The sequence below is a fragment of the Micromonospora sp. WMMB482 genome (genome assembly GCF_019038635.1).
Taxonomy (GTDB): Bacteria; Actinomycetota; Actinomycetes; order Mycobacteriales; family Micromonosporaceae; genus Micromonospora; species Micromonospora marina.
In genome coordinates, this window is sequence record NZ_JAHOPD010000028.1 from 1 (window position 1) to 7,532 (window position 7,532).

Here is a 7,532-nt window from a genome sequence, read left to right on the forward strand (position 1 = left end):
CGGCCACTGCGACGTCGTAGTCGCGATGTCGGCGAACGCGCGGGCCGCCAGCGCCCGGCGCCGGGCCAGGGTGAAGCCGCCCTCGGCGAGCGCGGCCACCACCGCCGGGTACGCGGCCGGGTCGGTCACCACCGCCACCGAGGCGTGGTTCTTCGCCGCGGCCCGCACCATCGCCGGACCGCCGATGTCGATCTGCTCCACGCACTCGTCGGTGCCGGCGCCGGAGGCGACTGTGGCCTGGAACGGATAGAGGTTGGAGACCAGCAGGTCGATGCCGGCGATGCCGTGCTCGTCGAGCTGCGCGGCGTGCGCGTCCTTGCGCAGGTCGGCGAGGAGGCCGCCGTGGATCTTCGGGTGCAGCGTCTTGACCCGACCGTCGAGGATCTCCGGGAAGCCGGTGACCTGCTCGACCGGCGTCACCGGCACCCCGCGCCGGAGATCGTCGACGCGGTGCTCCCGGTCGACACGATCTCCACGCCGGCCTCGTGCAGGGCGCGGGCCAGCTCGACCAGGCCGGTCTTGTCGTAGACGCTGACCAGCGCGCGCCGGATCGGGCGGCGACCGGCGTCCTCAGTGGCGTTCACGGGATGGTGACCTTTCTGCCGGTGATCGTCCAACCTTTACGGACCAGGCGGCCGACCTGCTCGACGAGCTGGCGCCGCTCGGCGGACTTGATGCGCTCGGTGAGCGCGTCCTCGTCGTCGTCGTCGTGCACCGGCACCGCGACCTGGGCCACGATCGCCGGCGACACGCTGCGCCGCACCGCCGCCATCACCGGCCGGCTGGAACCCGGCCGACGGCCCCTGCTGGCCGACTTCGACGTGGTCCGCGCGGCCTTTGTCGGCCAGCTCGCCCCCGCCGGGCGGATGGTGGTGCCGCTGCGGCTGCGCGGCGCCACGTCGCGCTCCATCGCCTTCACCCGCACTCCCGACGGCCTCACCAGCGTCGACAGTCAACTCGCCGTGTTCATGCCCCTGCGCGGCAGCCTCGACGACGCCCGCCGCATCGTCGCGATCAACGAGCAGCAGGACGTCGCCCTGGTCGTCAACAAGGACCAGACCGTCGACGGCGCCCTGCTCGCCGGCGTCCTCGACACCCCCGCGCACACCCAGTGGACCGGCGTGATCTTCCCGCCGATGGTGCCGTACGAGTGGATCGAGCTGTGGCTCGCGCTGCGCCTACCTAACTCGAACCTGCGGATGACCACCGACCGCGCCGCGATCGACCGAGGCCAGGTCACCCCCATGCACCCGCAGTGGGCGCCATGGCCACCGTCGAAGGCCCCAGCCTCGCCTACCTCACCCTGCGCCCCGCCGAACCCGTCGACGGGCAGAAGCGCTACGAGATCGGCCTCATCGGCCACGGCCCCGACGGCATCGCCCTGGCCGACATCACGGCCGAGGAAGCCGCACGGTGGGACCGCGAGTACCGCTCCCGCAGCGTGCGCTTCGAAATCCCGATCGGACGCGCCGGCGAGCACGCCCCCGACAAGGGACGCTTCGTCATCGACCGCCCGCACCACCCGTCACCGTCATCTGGGAATAGGGCCATGCTCGCCGGGACGACAGCACACCGCTTCCCCCTCGTCGCCCGGTCACGGCCGCTGTGCACCGCCCTGCCCGCGAGGATCGGCGCCCTGGCCGACCTCGCGGCCAGGGCACAGCACGACAACGACCTGACCGCCGCCGCCCGCGTCTACAACCAGGCCGCCCTCATCGCCTCCGACTGCGGCCAAACCGACCTCGCCCGCCAGTGGTGCCACCGCCACGCCCAAGCATGGCTCGACCGCCCAGACCTGACCACCACCCCCGGCCGCCACGTCATCGAATCCCTGGTCAACCTCGCCCGCCTGCACATCCGAGCCGGCGAACACGACGACGGCCTCACACTCCTCACCGAGCTCTACCACGCCATCGCCCACCGAACCGACACCACCATCGACGGCATCCCTCTCCCCGCCGCCGCGCTCACCCCCACCGAAGAAGCCCACCGCGACCTCACCCAATGGCTCTGGAGCGTCCACCTGGCAGACGGCACCCGCGCGCTGACCAGCGCCGGCCGCTGGGACGACGCCGAAGAACACCTCCAGCACCACCACGGCATCGGCAACCGGATGCTCGACGGACGCCAAGCCGCCATCATCGCCCGCATCCACCGCGGGCAACACGCCGCCGCCCAACAGATGATCGACACGACCCAACCCGGCGAGCCCTGGGAAGCCGCCGTGGCGGCCTGCCTCACCACAATGTCCCACCCAGACGGACCGGCACGCACCGAGGACGTCGACCTGATGACGGCGCGCTATCAGAAGGTGAGCAGGGATCCTTCGCTGGTCGTGTTCCGCACTCGCCTCGCCCTGTCCATCGTCGAACTAGTACGGCAGCCGCCGTTTGGGATCATGGTTGAAGTTCGAGGTTGAGCCGGCGTGTGTAGTGGGCTCGTCGGGCTCGGGCTTGATGCCGTCGTCGCCAGCCTGACCAGTGCAAACGATGGGCGAGGTCGGTGATCGGGCGGATGAGGCAGGCGTTGATCAGGCGGCGGACCTCGTTGACGGTCAGCGTGATCAGTCCCGTGTCGGTGGGCTCGTCGTGGGTGGCGTCAGCGGCGCTGATTGTCAGCACGGCGAGGGCGGCCAGGGCGAGGGTGGTGAATCGGTGCCAGGAGTCCCAGCGGCGGACCTGGTGCTGGTCCAGGCCGACCTGGCTCTTGGCGGCCTGGAAGCTCTCCTCGATGCTCCAGCGGATTCCGGCGACCCGCACGAGCTGGACGAGGGTGGCCGGTCTCGGGGTCCAGCAGCGGTAGAAGGCCAGCTCACCGGTGGTGATGTTGCGGCGGATCAGCAGGCTGTGCCGGCCGCCGTCGTCGGGGTCAGCGTCGGTGCACACGTCATCGAGCCAGGCCCAGTCGTAGAAACGCGGCCCCTTGGATCCGGCGCCGGCTGAGCGGCGCTGCCACGCCGAGGCGGGCAGGTCAGCGGCGATCCGGTCGGCGCGGATGCGGGTCTTGCTGCCGTCGATCGGCACCAGGTGGCTGCGGGACACCGCAAGGACGTAACCGATCTCGTGTTCGCGCAGGCCAGCGCGGAAGGCGGCGCTGTTGCCGTAAGCCTCGTCCGCAGCCACCCACCCGGCCGGCACCCCGGCGTCAAGGGCTGCGGTGATCATGTCGGCGGCCAACTCCGACTTGGTGGCGAACTCGATGTCCTCGGGCACCCCGGCAGCAGCACACCGGTCGCGGTCGTCGGTCCACGACGCTGGCAGATACACCCGCCGGTCGATCAGGGTGTGCCCGTCGGCGCCGGCGTAGCCCAGGAACACCCCGACCTGACTGTTCTCGATCCGCCCTGCCGTGCCGGTGTACTGGCGCTGCACCCCGACCGTGTGGATGCCCTTCTTCAGATCGCCGGTCTCGTCGACGGCCAGGACCGCGTCCGGACCGCCGAACCGGCCGGCGATCATCTGCCGCAGGTCGTCGCGGACGGCGTCGGCGTCCCACACCGCCCGGTACAACAACCGCTGCATCGCATCCGGCCCGGCGTGCCCGGCCTGCTCGGCCAACTGCCAACACGTCTTGACCTCAAGGTCAGCCAGCAGCCCGGTCACGAACTGTCCGGCCGCCCGGCGCGGTTCCACCCGCCCGAACCGGCCCGCGAAGCAGCCCAGCACCTCGGCCAGCACCCGCTCCCACCGTGCAACAGCTAGGCTGTGGCACGCGGCCACCGCAAGATCTGAAGTTATGTCCACAACGTACAGACGATCACGCGGTGGCCGCCCCGCGTCCACCCCAGGTCACCAGCAGAATCTCAAACGGCGGCTGCCGTACTAGCCGACGGCGCTTCCAGCCCCAGCCTGGAGCGCATCGCACGCCTCGCTGTCGAGACAGCGGTCACGGCCGCAGACGGGTACGCCGCACGGGACATCCTGACGTCCTCGGCGTTCCCAGAACCCGAAGCACAGCAAACGTTGCTCGACGTGCTGACCGCGAGCGGACTCGGCCGCCCTCTGCCACCACCGCTGCTGGGACGCCTCACGGCCGCGCTCAGTCAATGTGATGCGGTGGTCTCTCGGTTGCCGTGCTCGCCGGCCGGGACCCTCGCTCCGGCGCCGGCAGCGACGACGCCCGGCCCGCCCGGGGCACTGCGTTGAACACAGCGGCGGTGACACCCGCTGCCCGGGCGGATGACCGCAGCGGTTCCGTCGGACTGTCGTGCCATGATGCCGCTCACCTCAAGGCAAGGAGCAGCGCGGTGGCCACGGTTACGGTTCGGGACGAGACAGCGACGGGCAGGGCGATCGATCAGTGGCCGTTGGCAGGCCTGCCCGAGCGCATCTCCGCGCGGGAGCTGGTCCGGTTGCGCGTGCGCGAGGAGGTGGCGCGGTTCAACGCCGACCAGGCCGACCTCTTCCGGGGTCTGGTGCAGCCGACCAACGCGGAGGCGACGTTGAACGGCTATCGGGTCGGTCGGGGACGGCGGCTGGACTGGGAGCGTCAGGCGGACGCGGCGTGTGCCGCCTTCGCCCGCAACGGCTTCGTACTGCTGGTGGGTGACCGACAGGTCGAGGATCTCGACGAGGAGATCGACCTGCTCGCGGACCCCGAGGTGGCCTTCGTGCGACTCGTCCCCCTGGTAGGTGGCTGAGATGGGTGACTGGACGCGCCTGCTTCCCGCGCTGAGCGCCCCGGATCGCCGGCGGGTGGAAACCGGAATCGCCGAAGCCGACGCCCACGTTCGGCCGCTGCTCCGGACCACGGACACCTACTTCTGGGCGACGTCGGTGACCCGCACGCCGGAATGGGCGGCCACCAAGGCGTGGCCGGGTGAGCTTCGCCGCCGAGCCGCGCTCGCCGTGCACCTCGAGGCGACCACCAGCTCGATCCCGTCCGCGCTGAACGACGTCCTGCGGAGCCTAGCCGACGGCGTGCACGACTGGACCCGGGCGGATCTCCTATGGAGTCTGGAGGTTGCCGGCCAGGGGCACGGCTACGACAACGGCGCCCACCTGGAGTTGCCGGCGATGATCGCCGTGCGTCTGACTACCGCGGACCTGGCGGATCTGGCGCCGGCGCTCTCGGCCCTGTTCGACGAAATCGCCGAGGACTACTTCATGGCAGCCGGGCCACGTCGGCGGGTCGCCATGCTGATTGGAGAGGCGGTCGACCGTGCCACCGGTCGCCGAGTGCCGTCGTGGTTGCTGCACCACGGCGACGAGTTCGGTCCCCTCGTGCGCGCCGGCCTGGGTGACGTCCTCGCCGCGCCGGGCGTGCCCGAGCTGCTGGCGCACTGCGCCTCGCTCGACAAGCCGGCGGCGCCGGCGAAGTGGCTGCGCGTCCTCGACGAACGGCTCACGACCGCGACCGATGGACAGGAAACCGTCCGCGCGGTCCTGGAGGCGTTCGCCGCCCACCGTCACTCTGTGCACGAGGACTCGGACCGCCTCCTGCGTGGCCTGGTGTGGGCGCTGTCGCGAGAGTCGGACGAGGCGGCAACGGACCTGCTGGCCCGGGTCACCGCCACCGCCTCGGCCGCGCCCCGCCAGGCGTCCGGTTTCCCCCATGCCCAGCGCACCGCGATCGCGGCCGTGCAGCTGCTCGCCGGGCGCGACGGTGAGGCACCGGTGCGGACCCTGGCACGGCTCGCGGCGAGGGTGAAGAACAAGGCGGTGCGCGCCCGGGTGCAGTCCGCGCTGGCGCGCCTCGGCGCGTCGCGGGGGTGGTCGCTCAGCGAGGTGATGGAGCTCGCCGTCGACGACCACGGGCTCGACTCCACCGGCAGCCGACTGACCGAGGTCGGCCCGTACGAGGCGACGGTGCGGGTCGTGGGCGAGAAGGCGCGTCTGACCTTCACTCGCGGCGGCACCGGGCTCAAGGGCGTGCCGGCCGTGCTCAAGGAGACGCACGCCGACGAGCTGAAGCAGCTACGTGACATGGTGAAGGGCATCAGCGCGACGCTGACCGCCGAGCGGCAGCGGGTGGAGGCGCTGCTGTCCGAGGACCGCGTCTGGGCGTACCCGGACTGGGTGTCCCGCTTCCTCGACCACCCGATAACCGGGACGTACGGGCGGCGGCTGCTCTGGGAGACCAGCACCGACGGACGCGACTGGTCGGCGGGCCTGCCCCACACCGACGGCGACGGGTGGACGATCGTCGGTCTCGACGGGCGACCGGCGCGTGGTGAGCGGGTCCGGCTGTGGCATCCCATCCACGCGGCGGTGGACGAGACCCTCGCCTGGCGGGAACGGGTGCTCGCCACCGGCCTGACGCAGCCGTTCAAGCAGGCCTTCCGTGAGGTCTACCTGCTCACGCTGGCCGAGGAGCGGACCGGCTCCTACTCCAACCGGTTCGCCGCGCACATCCTGCGCTACCGCCAGGCGAACGCGCTCATGCGCGCCCGCGGCTGGCAGGCCGGCTACCTCGGCACGTGGGACGGAGGGTACGACAGCGAAGCCACCAAGCTCTTCGGCGGTGGTGCGTGGCGGGCGTCCTTCCACCACCAACTCGTCGACACCGACGACCCGCGCGACTACGACGTCCACCACTGCTCGACCGACCAGGTGCGCTTCGCCCGATCCGACGGCGCGACCTGGCAACCCGCGCCGGTCGCGGACGTACCGCCGCTGGTGTTCACCGAGGCGATGCGGGACGTGGACCTGTTCGTCGGCGTCACCTCGATCGCCACCGACCCGCAGTGGGCCGACCGCGGCGAGGACCGGTTCCGGGACTACTGGCACCGCACCGCGGTCGGCGCGCTGAACCCGTCGGCGCAGGTACGTCGCGACGCCCTGGCCCGGCTGCTCCCCCGCATGGCCATCGCCGACCGGGTCACCCTCACGGACCGATACCTGCACGTACGCGGGAACCTGCGCGGCTACCGCATCCACCTCGGCTCGGGCAACATCATGATGGAGCCCCACGACGTCTACCTGTGCATCGTCCCCGCACGCGGCGGCACCGGACGGCTACACCTGCCGTTCGAGGACGACCCGATGTTGTCGACGATCCTGTCCAAGGCGATCATGCTTGCCGCCGACGACACGATCACCGACCCCACCGTGCTGCGGCAGTTCGCCGCATGACGGGCTGGGCGCGACTGCACGTCAGCTACTGCCAGTACGAGGTGACCACCGTGCCCGGCGTGACCGGCCTGGGCATCCACACCATCGGTGACACCCTCCTTCAGGTGGGCGGGCCGAGTCGGCTCACCGGCTTCTGCGGGATCCACACGGGTCCGATCGAGGCACGTCTCCGGGTGCTGCCGGAGCCCTCGACGCAGATCGACGCCGGTTGGGATGCGATCAGTGAGGCGACCCTGTGGAGCCCCAGCGGCCGTTTGTCGGTCATCGGCCTGATGGGTGGCGTCGCGGAGGCCCTCGTCGACGTCGCCGTCCCGCGCGGGCTGATCCGGGTACGGGTGCACGCCCGTCACCGCCTGCACGAGACGGTGCGCACCGACGACGACCCGCCGAGCAACACGAGCTGCACGTCTGGGCGGCGCCGCGAGGAGACACCGTGGCGCACCGTGCTGGCCGGCCCGA

General features: G+C 71.3%; 5 protein-coding genes and 2 pseudogenes. 4 read left to right on the forward strand and 3 right to left on the reverse strand.

Annotated elements, in window-relative coordinates:
* Together purH and KSK32_RS32500 are read right to left on the reverse strand one after the other, a co-directional pair.
* Positions 1-584: pseudogene (gene purH, locus KSK32_RS32495) on the reverse strand (bifunctional phosphoribosylaminoimidazolecarboxamide formyltransferase/IMP cyclohydrolase); the annotation flags it as partial.
* Positions 581-739, reverse strand: a pseudogene (locus tag KSK32_RS32500) (phosphoribosylglycinamide formyltransferase); the annotation flags it as partial. The pseudogenes KSK32_RS32500 and purH, both read right to left, overlap by 4 nt.
* A 525-nt stretch (positions 740-1,264) precedes the next feature.
* On the opposite strand from KSK32_RS32500, the gene KSK32_RS32505 reads away from it, so the two are divergent.
* Positions 1,265-2,419: a hypothetical protein gene (locus KSK32_RS32505; protein WP_216936569.1), complete on the forward strand. Its 1,155-nt coding sequence runs from the start codon at positions 1,265-1,267 to the stop codon at positions 2,417-2,419.
* Here the strand turns inward: KSK32_RS32505 and KSK32_RS32510 are convergent.
* A complete protein-coding gene (locus tag KSK32_RS32510; protein WP_216927931.1) occupies positions 2,397-3,662 on the reverse strand; it encodes an IS701 family transposase in 1,266 nt (421 codons plus the stop codon). The genes KSK32_RS32505 and KSK32_RS32510 overlap by 23 nt on opposite strands.
* A 644-nt stretch (positions 3,663-4,306) precedes the next feature.
* Between KSK32_RS32510 and KSK32_RS32515 the strand changes: the two genes are divergently transcribed.
* The 3 genes from KSK32_RS32515 to KSK32_RS32525 all read left to right on the forward strand — a co-directional run.
* On the forward strand, positions 4,307-4,639 hold the full coding sequence (locus tag KSK32_RS32515; protein ID WP_254187006.1) for a hypothetical protein: 333 nt from the start codon (positions 4,307-4,309) through the stop codon (positions 4,637-4,639).
* Between the two features lies 1 nt (position 4,640).
* Positions 4,641-7,073, forward strand: a complete 2,433-nt coding sequence (locus KSK32_RS32520; protein WP_216930788.1) for a DUF4132 domain-containing protein — start codon at positions 4,641-4,643, stop codon at positions 7,071-7,073.
* On the forward strand, positions 7,070-7,532 hold a 463-nt coding region (locus tag KSK32_RS32525; RefSeq protein ID WP_216936571.1), incomplete at its 3' end, for a hypothetical protein. The genes KSK32_RS32520 and KSK32_RS32525, both read left to right, overlap by 4 nt.

Coding starts and splice junctions, on each gene's coding strand:
- KSK32_RS32505 (WP_216936569.1), top strand. CDS start 1,265: ATGGCCACCGTCGAAGGCCCCAGCCTCGCCTACCTCACCCTGCGCCCC.
- KSK32_RS32520 (WP_216930788.1), top strand. CDS start 4,641: ATGGGTGACTGGACGCGCCTGCTTCCCGCGCTGAGCGCCCCGGATCGC.